A 15,412-nucleotide genomic window follows, 5' to 3' on the forward strand; every position below is an offset into this window, starting at 1 on the left:
GATCAAGCGAGCAGAGTTTCTGGAGATCTCACAGGCTCCGCATTGCGTCGCGCTCAACTAGTCGTTTGCCGCTGATTAAACGTCCGCTTTGGGTCGTAAGAGGCCTTCGCGAACGGCAGCTCCCGGCCAATCTCCACCTACCACAGCAAGCCAGCCAAGAACGCGGCACCTCGCCAGTGCGCACGTCCTCTCGCTCGACTCGGGATGAAACTTTATTTCCATCCCGTATCAGTCGCGGCACGGGCCACGCCCTTCACTCCACCGTCACGCTCTTGGCCAGGTTGCGCGGTTGGTCGACGTCGGTGCCCTTGAGCACCGCGACGTGGTAGGACAGCAATTGCAGCGGCACGGTGTAGAGGATCGGCGCCAACTGGTGGTGGATGTGCGGCATCCGTACCAGGCGGGTTCCTTCGCCGTTGTGGATGCCGGCCTCGCCGTCGGCGAAGACGATCAGTTCGCCGCCGCGGGCGCGGACTTCCTGCAGGTTGGATTTGAGTTTTTCCAGAAGCTCGTTGTTCGGCGCCACGGTGACTACCGGCATGCTCGCGTCGACCAGCGCCAGGGGGCCGTGCTTGAGTTCGCCGGCCGGGTAGGCCTCGGCGTGGATGTAGGAGATTTCCTTGAGCTTGAGCGCGCCCTCCATCGCCACCGGGTACTGGGCGCCGCGGCCGAGGAACAGGCAGTTGTTCTTGTCGGCGAAGAATTCGGCGATCCGCTGAATGGTGTCGTCCATCGCCAGCGCTTCGTCGAGGCGCGCCGGCAGTCGGCGCAGCTCTTCGACCAGTTCGGCCTCGACCCCGGCGCCCAGGCTGCTGCGCGCCTGGCCGAGGGCCAGGGTCAGGAGCAGCAGGGCGACCAGTTGGGTGGTGAAGGCCTTGGTCGAGGCGACGCCGATCTCCGGGCCGGCCTGGGTCAGCAGGCAGAGGTCGGACTCGCGCACCAGCGAGCTGGTGCCGACGTTGCAGATCGCCAGGCTGGCCAGGTAGCCGAGTTCCCTGGCGCTGCGCAGGGCGGCCAGGGTGTCGGCGGTCTCGCCGGACTGCGAGATGGTGACGAACAGGCTGTCCGGCTGCACCACCACCTTGCGGTAGCGGAACTCGCTGGCCACCTCGACCTGGCAGGGAATCCCGGCCAGCCCCTCCAGCCAGTAGCGGGCGACCATGCCGGCATGGAAGCTGGTGCCGCAGGCGACGATCTGCACGTTTTTCACCCGGCCGAACAGTTCGGCCGCCTGCGGACCGAAGGCCTCGACCAGCACGTGGCTGGCCGCCAGGCGGTTTTCCAGGGTACGCCGCACCACGGTCGGCTGCTCGTGGATCTCCTTGAGCATGAAGTGGCGGAACTCGCCCTTGTCGGCGGCCTCGGCGCCGTCGCGGTACTGCAGGGTCTCGCGCTGCACCGGGCGGCCCTGGGCATCCCAGATCTGCACGCCGTCGCGGCGGATCTCGGCGATGTCGCCTTCTTCCAGGTAGACGAAACGGTCGGTCACCTGGCGCAGGGCGATCTGGTCGGAAGCGAGGAAGTTCTCGCCGTGGCCGAGGCCGATCACCAGCGGACTGCCGCTGCGCGCGGCGAGCAGGCGGTCCGGCTGGCCGGCACCGATCACCGCCAGGCCGTAGGCGCCGTGCAGCTCGGGAATGATCGCCTTGAGCGCCGTGGTGAGATCGCCGGTTTCCTGCAGCTTGTGGTGCAGCAGGTGGACGATGACCTCGGTATCGGTATCCGATTCGAAGCGGTAGCCGAGGCCCTGCAGGCGCTCGCGCAGTTGCAGGTAGTTCTCGATGATGCCGTTGTGCACCACCGCCACCTCGCCGGCGGAACAGTGCGGGTGGGCGTTGCGCTCCAGCGGCGCGCCGTGAGTGGCCCAGCGGGTGTGGGCGATGCCCAGGCGACCGGCCAGCGGCGCGGCCCGCAGCGCCTGCTCCAGTTCGGCGATCTTGCCGGAGCGCCGGCAGCGGGCGAGCTGGCCGGCGGCATCGATCACCGCCACGCCGGCGCTGTCGTAGCCCCGGTATTCCAGGCGCTTGAGCCCTTCCAGCAGGATCGGGGTGATGTTGCGTTCGGCGATGGCGCCAACGATTCCGCACATGGTGTGGTTCTCCTTCAGGCGGGTACGGCGACGCAGACCAGTTCCACGCCATGCGCCGCGATCTGTCCGCGCGCCTCGGGCGGGAGGCGCTCGTCGGTGATCAGGGTATGGATGCTGCTCCAGGGCAGCTCCAGGTTGGGAATCCGCCGGCCGACCTTGTCGGACTCGACCATGACGACGACTTCCCGGGCGACCTCGGCCATGACCCTGGACAGGCCGAGCAGCTCGTTGAAGGTGGTGGTGCCACGCGCCAGGTCGATGCCGTCGGCGCCGATGAACAACTGGTCGAAGTCGTAGGAGCGCAGCACCTGCTCGGCGACCTGGCCCTGGAAGGATTCCGAATGCGGGTCCCAGGTGCCGCCGGTCATCAGCAGCACCGGCTCGTTCTCCAGCTCGCGCAGGGCGTTGGCCACGTCGAGGGAGTTGGTCATCACCACCAGCCCGCGCTTGTGCGCCAGTTCGGGAATCATCGCCGCGGTGGTGCTGCCGCTGTCGACGATGATCCGCGCGTGCTCGCGGATGCGCGCGGCGGCGGCCCTGGCGATCGCCTGCTTGCCGGCGGACAGCGGGCGGTCCTCGGCCAGATCCTGCGGCAGCGGCACCGCGCCACCGTAGCGGCGCAGCAGCAGGCCGTTCTTCTCCAGGGCGGCGAGGTCCTTGCGAATGGTGACCTCCGAGGTCTCGAAGCGTCTGGCCAGTTCGTCGACGCTGACTTCGCCCCGTTCGGCGAGCAGGGCGAGGATGGCATGGCGGCGTTGCGGTGTGTTTCGCTTCGACATCTTTAAGTTTCGATTCGAAAGATAATGTGACGAATCAAAACCCAAAGCGCGCAGGCGGTCAAGGAGCCCGCTTCCACGGCCGACGAATGCGCCGCTCCGCCTTCATCGGCGGAACGGGCTGTCCTGGGCCTGTCGGCCTTCTGGAGAGGATCGCGACGAAGGCAACACCTGCCGCCCCGTCCTCATAGCAGGCCGAAATCCAGCGGGTCGTGCTCGCTGTCGTCCTTCATTATCCAGCGCAGCGACTCGCCCACCATCAGGTAGGCATTGCCGGCGAGGATCTGCCGGCCGGCCAGCAGCTCGTACAGCGGCAGCCAGCGGCCCTGGCCGTCGCCGTCGGGCACGCGCAGCTTCAGTTCCGGGCTGGGCAGGTAGTGACCGTTGCGCACGCGCTGCCAGAGCTTGCGCGCCGGACGGTAGCCGCTGTCGATTTCGGCGCGGGCCAGAACCTGGTTGAAGTAGGTGCGCTTCCTGCGCTCGGGACGCAGCACGCCAGCCGGGAAATGCGTGATGTTGCGCATCAGGTAGTCGGCGTAGAAGCCGTAGCGCCGGCCGATCGGGTACTCCTGACTGTGGGTCAGTTGCGAGCCGAGCACCTTGAGACCGGCCAGCATGAGTTGCAGCGGCAGGTATTCGCCCTGCTGCGGCTGCAGGCGGATCAGCCGTCCCTCCACTTCCAGGTCCAGCGGAGTCGCCAGGCGCTCATAGAGCGCGCCGAGGGGATCGGCGGCGTACTCCTCGTCCTCGACGGCGCGGCCGAGGGCATAGGACAGCGCGTTGTGGCCGAACAGGTCGCGCTGTTCGGGATCGGCGCCGCGTTCGAGCAGCGCCTCCGCCAGCGGCAGGTTGCCGGCCAGGGCGGCTAGCATCAGCGGGGTGGCGTCCATCGGCGTGCGGTGGTCGACGCCGTACTGGTCGCACTGGACGAGGATGTCCTTGAAGTTCTTCTTGTGGTAGGCGCCGAGCTGGCGCTCGACGAGGCTGTCGCGGGTGCGCCAGATCGAGCCCTGGCGGGCGTTGGCGATCAGTTGCACGGCGGGATTCCAGTGCAGCGTATCGGACAGGTACTCGATGTGCCGCTCCTGCTGGTGCCAGAGGGCGAAGTCGAGCAGTTGCTGACGCACCTTGTTGGAGACTTCCCGAGGATCGCGGGCACGCTCGATCATCGGCGTGGCGGTTTCCCAGTTCCACACCGGCCAGGGCACCTGGCGGGTCCGGAGGATGTCGCGGCGGATCGCCTCGGCCTGTTCCTGCTTGCCCTGCTGCTCCAGGCGGTGCGCCTCGCGCTCCCAGTCCTCGCGGCTGGATTTGCTGGATTCGATTTCCAGCCGGGCCTCGCCGCCCCGCACGCCCAGCAGTTGCAGCAGCGGATGTCCGTGATCGCTCTCGATCAGGTAGAGCCGCTCCACCGCGCGGGTCAGCGCGACGTACAGGGCGTTGACGTAGAACTTCCAGATCTCCAGCGACTTGTCCTGCTTGTCGCGGGCGCGGCGGTAGTCCAGCTCGTCCTTGTCCAGGTCGGCGGCGGTGACCCCCTCGCAGATTTCCGCATAGGCTTGGCGCTGGTCGGAGACGAAGCGGTAGAGAATGATGTTGGGGTATTCCAGCCCCTTGGCCTCGTGTACCGAGAACACCAGGGGCGTGCGGAAGTGCTTCCTCGCCTCGGCCTTGTCCTCGTCGCGCAGCACCAGAACGGCGAACAGGGTGGAGGCGCGGGTTCTGGCGTCCAGGTCGCGCTTGATCGCGTCCTTGTCGGCCAAAAGGCGCACCTCGCCCGTCTCGTCGGAGGCGGACTCGACCAGGTGGTTGCTCTCGCGGTCGATGGAGCCGAAGCGGGCATGCTTGATCTTCAGCAGGTCGTTGGCCACCCGGGTGACTTCGCGGGCGTTGCGGTAGTTGACCCGCAGTACCGAGAGGGTCTGCCGCTCGGCCAGCTCGGGATCGCGCCAGAACAGGCCCTTGACTGCGCTCCAGGAAAAGAAGTTGGGGTGCACGATCTGGTTGGAGTCGCCGCAGAGCAGGAACTGGCCGGGTTTCCTGAGGGTTTTCAGTACCAACGCCAACTGGGCGTTGGTCAAGTCCTGCACCTCGTCGACGACGACGAAGTCGTAAGTGGGCTCGGCCAGCGCCTGCCATCGCTGGGCGACCAGATTACTGTCGTACAGGCCGCTGTCGGCGAGCCAGGCCTGATAGCGCCGGAACAACTGGTGGACGGCGGCGCGCCGCTCGGCCGGGAAGATCGACTGGCGGGTGCCCAGGGCCAGGTAGGCGGCCTCGTCGAGCGCACCTTCCGGCTGACTGCCGATCACCCCGCGGAACTCCTCGAAGCACTGGTGGGCGTCGGTGAAGCGGTACTGCTGGCGGTGCCGCTCGAACCAGGCCTTGAAGGCCTGGAAGTTCACCTCGCGGCCTTCCGGCACCTTCAGGGTTTCGAGGAATTCGCGGTAGGCGAGGAACTGCGGCTCCTGGGCGTCGTTGCGGTAGCCGTTGGCGAAGTAGAGTTCGCGGGCATTGCGCGCCAGCCAGGGCGACTGGGTGACGTAGAGCAGTTCGCCCTCGGCCTGGCGCATCTTCTCCAGGGTCAGGGCGGTCTTGCCGGAACCGGCCGAGCCCACCAGGATCGCCGGCGGCGGCAGGCGGTAGATGACTTCCTGGGCATCGTCGAAGGAGATCACCTTGTCCAGCAGGTGGAATTCCCCGCGCCCCGGATGCAGGTAGCGCACCGGCGTGGCGGCGGCCTCGGCCTGCGCCGCGTCGGCTTCCTCGATCAGCGCCTCGTCGACCCTGGCGCCGCGCAGGAAGCGGGATTTCTCGTAGGCGTGGTTGGGGATGACCTCCAGGGCCAGGCAGACGGTCTCGTCCCGGTAGCGGACGAAGCTCAGCAGCAGCCGGCTGGCCTGGTCGAGCTTGATGCGGAAATAGGGCGTCGGCGCCAGCTTCTTCAGGTCGACGCTGCGCCAGTCGTCGCGCCCGATGGCGGCCATGGCCTTGTTCAGGGCGGTCTTCAGCCGGCCGGGTTCGAGCCCGGCGTAGGTCAGCACACGCATGCGCGGATATCCTATTTCTTTTGCTTGGTGGGCCGCTGCCAGCCTTCGATATTGCGCTGGCGTCCACGGCCGAGGGCCAGGTTGCCGGCCGGCACATCCTCGGTGATCACCGAGCCGGCGCCGGTGGTGGCGCCGGCGCCGAGTTCGACCGGGGCGACCAGGGCGCTGTTCGAGCCGATGAACACATCCTCGCCCATCACCGTCCTGAACTTGTTGGCGCCGTCGTAGTTGCAGGTGATGGTGCCGGCGCCGATGTTGGTCCGCGCGCCGATCTCGGCATCGCCCAGGTAGGACAGGTGCCCGGCCTTGGCGCCCTCGCCCAGCACGGCGTTCTTCAGCTCGACGAAGTTGCCGACGTGGGCCTTGGCACCCAGCACCGCGCCCGGACGCAGGCGGGCGAAGGGACCGCAGTCGGCGCCCTCGCCCAGCTCGGCGCCTTCCAGGTGGCTGTTGGCCTTGACCTGGGCGCCCCGGCGCAGGGTGCTGTCCTTGATCGTGCAGTTCGGGCCGATTTCCACGCCGTCCTCGATGATCACCTTGCCTTCGAGGATCACATTGACGTCGATCAGCACGTCGCGGCCGACCTCGACTTCGCCGCGCAGGTCGAATCGCGCCGGATCGCGCAGGGTCACGCCCTGGGCCATCAGCCTTCGGGCGACGCGCGACTGGTAGTGGCGCTCCAGTTGGGCGAGCTGCAGGCGGTCGTTGGCGCCCTGCACCTCCATGGCGTCCTGCGGCTGCTCGGTGGCGATCGTCAGGCCGTCGGCCACCGCCATGGCGATCACGTCGGTGAGGTAGTACTCGCCCTGGACATTGTCGTTGGACAGCCGCCCCAGCCAGTCGGCCAGGCGCGCGCCGGGCACCGCGAGGATGCCGGTGTTGCCCTCGCAGATGGCGCGCTGCTCGGGGCTGGCGTCCTTGTGCTCGACGATGGCGACCACCCGCCCGGCGGCATCGCGGACGATCCGCCCGTAGCCGCTGGGATCGACCAGGTCCACGGTGAGCAGGGCCAGGCGCTCGGGGCCGACCTGCGCCAGCAGGCGGCGCAGGGTGTCCGCCTCGATCAGCGGCACGTCGCCGTAGAGGATCAGCACCCGCTCGGCGGACAGTGCCGGCAGCGCCTGGGCCACGGCGTGCCCGGTGCCCAGTTGCTCGGCCTGCAGGACGAAGTTCAGGTCGTCCGCCGCCAGCCGCTCGCGCACCCGTTCGGCGCCGTGCCCGATCACCACGTGGATGCCCTGCGGCTGCAGTTGGCGGGCCGTGGCGACGACATGGCCGAGCATCGAATTGCCGGCGACCGGGTGCAGGACTTTCGGCAGGGCGGAACGCATGCGCGTGCCCTGGCCGGCGGCGAGAATGACGATATCGAGGGACATGGGAAGGATCCTGGACATGGCGATGGTTGAAGCCTCGGCCAAGCCCGGCGCGCGGGCAAGGGCGACCGGGCCAGACTTTGCCCCCTGGGGCCCGGCTTTTCAATGTCCGGCAGCACCCGCGGCACGGGTTTTCCCGCACGGGCCCGCGGCGGAGCGTTTATCCGGGCGTAGCCGAAACGTTATGATGTAACGGTAAGCGCCTTCGCGTTCACCGGCCCATGCCGGCCTTCGCCGCTGCCCTGCCGTGGCTGCGCGGAGCCCGCTCCGGGTGTCGCCCGGCCGACAGACAGGTGCGGGCCACGCCATTAGTGTGCCCCCCGATTCGTAGCCAAGAAGAAAGCTGCATGATTCAGCGAAACGACACGCCCGTTCTGTTGATGACCGGGATGATTCTCGGTCTGCTGTCCGGGACCGCCTCCGGCCAGGGCGTGGAGGAGCCGGCGGTTCTCGAAGCCATCGCCATCGACGCGGACCAGGAGAGCGCCAGCGGCCCGGTCCGCGGCTACCGTGCCCGGCGTTCGGCCAGCGCCACCAAGACCGATGCCGCGATCGAGGAAATCCCGCAGTCGATCAGCGTGATTCCCGCCCGAGTGCTGGAGGATCTGCACAGCCCACGCATCGAGCGGGCGCTGGATTTCGCCGGCGGCGTGGCGCGGCAGAACGACTTCGGCGGGCTGACCCTCTACGAATACAGCGTGCGCGGCCTGACCACCGCCGAGTTCTACAAGGACGGCTTCAGCGTCAATCGCGGCTACATGAACTCGCCCGACGCGGCCAACATCGAGCGCGTCGAAGTGCTCAAGGGGCCGGCCTCCAGCCTGTACGGGCGGGGCGATCCGGGCGGCACCGTCAACCTGGTCAGCAAGCGCCCGCAGCGCGAGCGCTTCGCCCGCCTCGACCTCGGCGCCGGCCGCTGGGACCGCTACCGCGGCAGCCTCGACCTGAACACGCCGCTGGACGAGCGGGAGGACATGCTGCTGCGCATGAACCTGGCCATCGAGGACAACCAGAGTTTCCGCGACTACCGGGCCGGCGAGCGCCAGTTCTTCGCGCCGGCGTTCGCCTGGAGCATCGACCCGGACACCCGCCTGCTGGTCCAGGCCGAGGTGATCCGCAACCGCCAGGTCTTCGACCGCGGCGTGGTCGCCCCCGGCGGCCGGCTCAGCCGGATCTCCCGTTCCGCCTTCTTCGGCGAACCGGACGACGGCAGAATCCGCAACAACAACGAAACCCTGCAGGCCGAACTGGAGCACGACCTCGCCCCGGACTGGACCCTGCGCCTGGCCGGTCACTACAAGCAGGGCCGGATGAACGGCTACGCCACCGAACCGAGCAGCCTCGCCGCGGACGGCCGCACGCTCAACCGCGACCTGCGCTACCGGGACTACGACTGGCTGGACGGCATCGCCCAACTGGAACTGCGCGGTCGGCTGCGGACCGGCGGCATCGAGCACGACCTGCTGATCGGCAGCGAATACGAACGCTACGCCAAGGACGAACGCCTGCTGCGCTCGCGGCCGACCGCCACCCTCGACCTCTACGCGCCGCTCTACGGGCAGCCACGCCCGCCGTTCAGCACCGGCGTCGGCGGGCGCAGCACACACACCAACGAACTGGTGCATTCCCGCTCGCTCAACCTGCAGGACCGGATGCGCCTCGGCGAACGGCTGTTCGTCCTGCTCGGCGCCCGCTACGACCATTACCGGCAGCGCCTGGACAACGAGGTGAACGGCAGCCGCGCCCGGCAGACCCAGGAAGAACTCACCCCGCGCCTCGGCCTGCTCTACCGGTTGACGCCCGAGGTCGGCCTGTTCGCCAACGCCTCGCGCTCGTTCAAGCCCAACGGCGGCGCGGACGCCGGCGGCAGCCCCTTCGAGCCGGAAAAAGGCGTCGGTTACGAGGCGGGCGTCAAGCTCGACCTGCTGGACGGGCGCCTGGGCATGACCGTCGCCGCCTTCCACCTGACCAAGGAAAACGTGCTCACCAGCGACCCGAACGACACGTCCTACCAGATCGCCACCGGCGAGGTCAGGAGCCGAGGCGTCGACCTGCAGCTCAGTGGCCGGCTCGGCGAGTCGCTGCGCATCATCGGCGCCTATGCCTACGTGGATGCCGAGGTGACCGAGGACAATACCCTGGAAACCGGCAGCCGCCTGCGCAATGTGCCGCGCCACAGCGCCAGCCTGATGGGCGTCCGCGAATTCCACGGCGGCCCGCTGCACGGCCTGGAGCTGGGCGGCGCGCTCAACTACGTCGGCGAGCGTTCCGGCGATGCCGAGGACAGCGGCTTCGAGCTGCCGTCCTATACCACCGTCGACCTGCTGGCGCGCTATCGCGTCAGCGACCGGCTCAGCCTCGGCCTCAATCTGAACAACGTCTTCGACCGCACCTACTACGAGCGCTCCTACAGCAGCCTCTGGGTGATGCCCGGCGAGCCGCGCAACCTGAACCTCAGCCTGGCGTGGAGCCTGTGATGCGTCCGTTCCGCCACCTCTGCCTGCTGTCGCTGCTGGCCTGCCTGGGCGCCTGCGGCCCGAACCAGGACCCGGAGGTGCTGACCCTCGGCGGTCCCTTCGAATTCACCAGCCAGGACCCGGCGCGCGACGGCTTCGTCTATACCCGCCTGCAGGTGGCCGAGAGCCTGCTGGAGGTGGACGACGCCGGCCGGCTGCTGCCCGGCCTCGCGCAGGGCTGGGCAGTCGACGACGACGGACTGACCTGGCATTTGCGCCTGCGCGAGAAGGTGCGCTTCCACGACGGCCTGCCGCTGGACGCCGATGCCGTGGTCCGGGCGCTGGAAATCGCTCGGCGCAAGCCCGGCGTGCTGCGCTCGGCGCCGATCGTCGAGATCCGCGCCGAGGACCGGCTGGGCGTGGCCATCCGCCTCGCCAGGCCCTACAACCCGCTGGGTGCGCTGCTGGCGCACTATTCGACGGTCATCCTCTCCCCCGCCTCCTACCGGGACGGCAGCGAGGTCGGCTGGATGCAGGGCACCGGCCCCTACCGCCTGGAAGCCTTCGATCCGCCGCACCGCATCCGCGTGACCCGCTTCGACGGCTACTGGGGCACCCCGGCGCGCATCCCGCAAGCGCTCTACCTCACCGGGCACCGCGCCGAGAGCCGCGCCCTGCAGGTCATGGCCGGGCAGACCGACATCGTCTACACCCTCGACCCCGCCAGCCTGGACCTGCTGCGCCGGCAGAAGGACATCCGCGTGCATTCCGACGCCATCCCCCGCACCATCCAGATCAAGCTCAACGCCGGCCATCCGTTCCTCGCCGAGCGCGATGCCCGGCTGGCCATGAGCCTGGCCCTGGACCGCCAGGGCATCGCTAGCCACCTGGTGCGCGTGCCCGGCATGGAAGCCAACCAGTTGATCCCGCCGGCGCTGGCCGACTGGCACCTCGACGACCTGCCGCCGATCCGCCGGGACCCCGAACGCGCGCGGCGACTGCTCGCCGATCTCGGCTGGCGACCGGGGCCGGACGGCATCCTGCAACGCGCCGGCCAGCGCTTCCGGCTGACCCTGGTCACCTACGCCGACCGCCCCGAACTGGCGGTGGTCGCCACGGCCATCCAGGCGCAACTGCGCGAGGTCGGCGTCGCCGTCGCCGTGGGCATCGTCAACTCCAGCGGCATCCCTTCCGCCCACCACGACGGCTCGCTGCAACTGGCCCTGGTGGCGCGCAACTACGGCAACGTCGCCGATCCCCTGAGCCTGCTGGCCGCCGATTACGGCGACGGCGGCAATGGCGACTGGGGCGCGATGGGCTGGCGCAACGAGGAATTGCCGGCCCTGCTGAGAGGGCTCGAAGCCGAACGCGACCCGGCGCGCTACCGGGCGGATGCCCGGCGGATCGCGCGCATCCTCGCCGAGGAACTGCCGGTGATCCCGGTGCTCTTCTACACGCAACAGACGGCCGTCGCGGCCCGCGTGCGGGATTTCGGCTTCGACCCCTACGAGCGCAACTACCGCATTTCCCGGATGAGCTTCGCGAGCCCATGATCCATCTGTTCCTGAAGCGCCTGGGCCAGGCCGCCTTCGTCTGCTGGAGCGTCGGCACCCTCGGCTTCGCGCTGATGCGCCTGTTGCCCGGCGACATGGCCTTTCGCATCGCCGCGGGCCGCTACGGCTACGACCAGGTGAACCTGGCCGCCGCCGAAGCGGTGCGCGCCGAGCTGGGCCTCGACCGGCCGGCCTGGCGCCTGTACCTGGAATGGCTGTTCGACCTGCTGCGCCTCGACCTGGGCGACTCGCTGGTCAGCGGCCTGCCGGTGCTCGGCGAGATCCTCCACCTGCTGGGCCACACCCTGCTGCTGGCCGGCGCCGCCATGCTGATCGCCATCCTGATCGCCGTGCCGGTCGGCCTGTTCGCCGCCTTCCGCGCCGAGGGCTGGTTCGACCGCGCCGCGCTGGTGGCGTCGGCCTTCCTGCGCGCGCAGCCGGTGTTCGTCATCGGCCTGCTGCTGCTGCTGATCTTCGCCCTGGAGCTGCGCCTGTTTCCGGTGGCCGGTTTCGACGGCGCCAGATACCTGGTGCTGCCGGCCATCGCCCTGGCGCTGTCCATGGCCGCGGTGTCCAACCGCGTGGTGCGCCACAGTGCCGGCGCGGTCATCGCCTCGGCCTTCTTCGCCTTCGCTCGCGTCAAGGGCCTGAGCTTCGCCCAGGCCTTCGTCCGCCACGGCCTGCGCAACGGCGCCCTGCCGGTGCTGGCCTTCCTGGGCATCCAGTTGGCCGGCGCGATCGAGGGCATCGTCATGATCGAGTCCCTGTTCTCCTGGCCAGGCCTCGGCCACGGGCTGGCCCACGCGGTCTTCAACCGCGACGTGCCGATGATCCAGGGCGCGGCCATGACCCTCGGGCTGATCTTCGTCGGCCTCAACCTGGCGGTCGACCTGGCCTGCCACCTGGTCGACCCGCGCGGGAGAAGCGACGAATGAGGCTTCGTCTCAAGCCCGGCCAGCGTATCGGCGCCGCCGTTCTGGTCGGCCTCGCCGGCTTCGCCGTGCTGGAATGGCTGCTGAACGCGGGCGACCCGGCCGCGCAGGACCTCGCCAACGCCTTCGCCCCGCCCAGCCTGGGCGAGCCGCTGGGCACCGACCAGTTCGGCCGCAGCATGCTGGCACGGATGGGTGCGGCGCTACGCCTGTCGCTGCTGCTGAGCCTGCTGTGCGTGACGACCTCGGCCAGCCTGGGCATCGCCCTGGGTGTCGTTGCCGGCTGGCGCCGGGGGTTGCTCGACCGGGTGCTGTCCTTTTTCCTGAACCTGCTGCTGGCGCTGCCGGGGCTGGTATTGATCCTGCTGTTCGCCGGCCTCGCACCGGGCTCGCTGCCGATGCTCTACCTGGCCATCTCGCTGGTGCTCTGGGTGGAGTATTTCCGCGTGGTGCGCGCGATCGCCCGCGGCGTGGTCGCCTCGCCGCCCATGCAGGCGTCGCGGATGCTCGGCTTCGGCCGCCTCTATTGCTTCCGCCGCCACCTCTGGCCGGCCATGCTCGCGCCGCTGCTGAGCCTGGCGGCCTTCGGCGCCGCCGGCGCGATCCTCGCCCTGGCGGCGCTCGGCTTCGTCTCCGTGGGCCTGAAGCCACCCACCGCCGAGCTGGGTCTGATGATGGTGGAACTCTTTCCCTACTACAGCGACGCGCCCTGGGTGCTGGCCCAGCCGGTCCTGGCCGTGTTCCTGCTGGTGCTGGGCCTGCAGCTCCTGGCGGGGAAACACCCATGAAGCCGCTGCTGCGAATCGAAAACCTCTCGGTATACGCCGGCGACCGGCCGCTGCTGGAAAACCTCTCGCTGAGCCTTTGCAGGGGCGAACGGCTGACCATCCTCGGCGAAACCGGCGCCGGCAAGAGCATTCTGATCCAGGCCATCATGGGCCTGCTGCCGCCCTCGCTGCGCGCCAGCGGAAGCATCCAGATCGATGGCCGGGACCTCGCCACGCTGTCCCGGCGCGAACTGGAATGCCTCTGGGGCCGGCGCCTCGCCATGCTGCCGCAGGAACCCTGGCACGCCCTCGACCCGCTGATGCGCGCCGGCCGGCAGGTCGCCGAGGTCTACGCCTGCGTACTGCGACAGGACGCGGAACGGGCCGCCGCGAACGCCCGCCGCGACTTGGCCGGCGTCGGCCTGGAGCAGGCCGGCGACAAGCTGCCCGGCCAGCTTTCCGGCGGCATGGCCCAGCGCCTGGCCTTCTGCGCCGCGACGGCCGGCGGCGCGCAGATCGTCCTCGCCGACGAGCCCACCAAGGGACTGGACGCCGACCGGCGCGACCATATCGCCGAGCTGCTGCGCCGCAAGGGCGAGGAAGGCTGCGTGCTGACCATCAGCCACGACCTGGAAGTGGCACGGCGGATCGGCGGCAGGGTGCTGGTCATGCGCGGCGGACGCCCGCTGGAGGAAGGCCCGGCCGAGCAGGTGCTGAACGCCCCGACGACCGATTACAGCTGCCGCCTGATCCAGGCGGCGCCCGGCCACTGGCCACGGATCGAGCGCCGCGCCGACGGCGAGCCGGGACCGGCCGTCCTCGAAGCTCGCGGCCTCGCCAAGCGCCATGGTGGGAAACGGCTGTTCCAGGGACTCGACCTGCGCGTCGGCCGCGGCGAGATCCTCGGCCTGGTCGGCGACAGCGGCTGCGGCAAGAGCAGCCTGGGCGACATCCTGCTCGGCCTGCTGGCGCCGGACGCCGGCCAGGTGGCGCGCGCTCCCGGTATCGCCCGGCACAGGTACCTGAAGCTGTACCAGGACCCGCCCGCCGCGTTCGCTGCCGATATCCCCCTGGGCCGCCTGTTCGCCGACCTGCTCCGCCTGCACCGGCTCGACGCCTCCCGGCTGCCGCCCCTGCTGGAACGCCTGCGCCTGCACCCGACCCTGCTCGAACGGCCCGCGCATGAGGTGTCGGGCGGCGAACTGCAGCGCCTGGCCATCGCCAGGGCGCTGTTGCTGGAACCGGTGTTCCTGTTCGCCGACGAGCCGGTCTCCCGGCTGGACCCGATCACCGCCCGGGAAGTCGTCCAGCTCCTGACGTCCGTCGCCACCGAGCATCGCTGCGCCCTGCTGCTGGTCAGCCACGATCCCGAACTGGTAGAGAGAGTCTGCAAGCGCACCTTGCGGCTGGGGTAGCTCCCTCTCCCCCGGCCCCTCTCCCACATGGGAGAGGGGAGAAGCCGCGCCTCGCTGCCGGCAATGCGCCGGCGGCGGCACGTCCCGGGCGGCCTGGCGGATCAACCCTGCCTCCCTCTCCCCTCCGGGGAGAGGGTCGGGGAGAGGGGAACCAGCCCGCAGAGAGCCGCCAACTACCCTCTCCCCCGGCCCCTCTCCATATGAGAGAGGGGAGAAGCCGCGCCTCGCTGCCGGCAATGCGCTGGCGGCGGCATGTCCTGGACGGCCTGGTGGATCATCCATGCCTCCCTCTCCCCTCCGGGGAGAGAGTCGGGGAGAGGGGAACCAGCCCGCAGAGAGCCGCCAACTACCCTCTCCCCCGGCCCCTCTCCATATGAGAGAGGGGAGAAGCCGTGCCTCACTGCCGGCAATGCGCTGGCGGCGGCGAGAGGGGAACCAGCCCGCAGAGAGCCGCCAACTACCCTCTCCCCCAACCCCTCTCCCACATGGGAGAGGGGAGAAGCCGTGCCTCACTGCCGGCAATGCGCTGGCGGCGGCATGTCCTGGACGGCCTGGTGGATCATCCATGCCTCCCTCTCCCCTCCGGGGAGAGGGTCGGGGAGAGGGGAACCAGCCCGCAGAGAGCCGCCAACCACCCTCTCCCCCGGCCCCTCTCCCACATGGGAGAGGGGAGAAGCCGCGCCTCGCTGCCGGCAATGCGCTGGCGGCGGCATGTCCTGGACGGCCTGGTGGATCATCCATGCCTCCCTCTCCCCTCCGGGGAGAGGGTCGGGGAGAGGGGAACCAGCCCGCAGAGAGCCGCCAACTACCCTCTCCCCCAGCCCCTCTCCGATATGGGAGAGGGGAGAAACCGCGCCTCACTGTCGGCAATGCGCTGGCGGCGGCACGTCCTGGGCTGCCTGGCGGATCATCCATGCCTCCCTCTCCCCTCCGGGGAGAGGGTCGGGGAGAGGGGAACCAGCCCGCAGAGAGCCGCCAACTACCCTCTCCCCCGGCCCCTC

Annotated in this window: 9 protein-coding genes; 5 read left to right on the forward strand and 4 right to left on the reverse strand. The window is 69.5% G+C overall.

Annotation, left to right across the window (positions count from 1 at the left end; all coding sequences use genetic code 11):
• Positions 1-253: 253 nt before the first annotated feature.
• The 4 genes from glmS to glmU form a co-directional block, all read right to left on the reverse strand.
• Positions 254-2,089 (reverse strand): glutamine--fructose-6-phosphate transaminase (isomerizing), encoded by a 1,836-nt coding sequence (gene glmS, locus AVCA_RS23680; RefSeq protein WP_012703617.1) that lies wholly within the window; start codon positions 2,087-2,089, stop codon positions 254-256.
• 14 nt (positions 2,090-2,103) lie between these two features.
• Entirely contained in the window at positions 2,104-2,868 is a 765-nt protein-coding gene (locus AVCA_RS23685) for a DeoR/GlpR family DNA-binding transcription regulator (RefSeq protein ID WP_012703618.1), read from the reverse strand.
• Positions 2,869-3,050: 182 nt separating this feature from the next.
• The gene (locus tag AVCA_RS23690; RefSeq protein ID WP_012703619.1) at positions 3,051-5,915 is read right to left on the reverse strand and encodes a 3'-5' exonuclease; all 2,865 of its coding nucleotides are present in this window, start codon (positions 5,913-5,915) and stop codon (positions 3,051-3,053) included.
• A gap of 11 nt (positions 5,916-5,926) precedes the next feature.
• On the reverse strand, positions 5,927-7,291 hold the full coding sequence (gene glmU / locus AVCA_RS23695; RefSeq protein WP_012703620.1) for a bifunctional UDP-N-acetylglucosamine diphosphorylase/glucosamine-1-phosphate N-acetyltransferase GlmU: 1,365 nt from the start codon (positions 7,289-7,291) through the stop codon (positions 5,927-5,929).
• A 344-nt stretch (positions 7,292-7,635) separates the two neighbouring features.
• On the opposite strand from glmU, the gene AVCA_RS23700 reads away from it, so the two are divergent.
• From AVCA_RS23700 to AVCA_RS23720, 5 genes are read left to right on the forward strand one after another with little or no spacing between them, the layout of a single operon-like run.
• Positions 7,636-9,765, forward strand: coding sequence for a TonB-dependent siderophore receptor (locus tag AVCA_RS23700; protein WP_012703621.1), 2,130 nt, complete (start codon positions 7,636-7,638; stop codon positions 9,763-9,765).
• Positions 9,765-11,297 carry an ABC transporter substrate-binding protein gene (locus tag AVCA_RS23705; RefSeq protein ID WP_012703622.1) on the forward strand — a complete coding sequence of 511 codons (1,533 nt, stop codon included), beginning with the start codon at positions 9,765-9,767 and terminating at the stop codon, positions 11,295-11,297. Before AVCA_RS23700 ends, AVCA_RS23705 begins: the two co-directional genes overlap by 1 nt.
• Entirely contained in the window at positions 11,294-12,232 is a 939-nt protein-coding gene (locus AVCA_RS23710) for an ABC transporter permease (protein WP_012703623.1), read from the forward strand. The genes AVCA_RS23705 and AVCA_RS23710 overlap by 4 nt, the downstream gene beginning before the upstream one ends.
• Complete coding sequence (locus AVCA_RS23715; protein WP_012703624.1) at positions 12,229-13,017, forward strand: ABC transporter permease; 789 nt, start codon at positions 12,229-12,231, stop codon at positions 13,015-13,017. The genes AVCA_RS23710 and AVCA_RS23715 overlap by 4 nt, the downstream gene beginning before the upstream one ends.
• On the forward strand, positions 13,014-14,411 hold the full coding sequence (locus AVCA_RS23720; RefSeq protein ID WP_012703625.1) for an ABC transporter ATP-binding protein: 1,398 nt from the start codon (positions 13,014-13,016) through the stop codon (positions 14,409-14,411). The genes AVCA_RS23715 and AVCA_RS23720 overlap by 4 nt, the downstream gene beginning before the upstream one ends.
• Positions 14,412-15,412 lie beyond the last annotated feature (1,001 nt).

The sequence above is a fragment of the Azotobacter vinelandii CA genome, from assembly GCF_000380335.1.
GTDB lineage: Bacteria > Pseudomonadota > Gammaproteobacteria > Pseudomonadales > Pseudomonadaceae > Azotobacter > Azotobacter vinelandii.